The organism is Mycolicibacter algericus DSM 45454, assembly GCF_002086455.1.
GTDB lineage: Bacteria > Actinomycetota > Actinomycetes > Mycobacteriales > Mycobacteriaceae > Mycobacterium > Mycobacterium algericum.
In genome coordinates, this window is record NZ_MVHC01000106.1 from 1 (window position 1) to 218 (window position 218).

At 62.8% G+C, this 218-nt stretch carries 1 pseudogene; it reads left to right on the plus strand.

The features are described from left to right. Positions 1 to 78 precede the first annotated feature (78 nt). Positions 79 to 218 (plus strand): annotated as a pseudogene (locus BST10_RS22315) (transposase); the annotation flags it as partial.

A 218-nucleotide genomic window follows, 5' to 3' on the forward strand; every position in this document is an offset into this window, starting at 1 on the left:
GCGGGATACCTGCTTGCACGTCCCATAACTCGAATCCTCCCAAGATCGGGAGTCTCCGGACTTACCGGGACGGCTCACAAAGCCCTGGGGGCCGATTCGGGGATCTCCAAAAGCGAAGTCTCGCGAATCTGCGCGGACCTGGACACCGAAGTGGCCGCCTTCCGCGACCGCCCGCTCTCGGAGCAGGCATTCCCGTACGTGTTCCTCGATGCCACCTA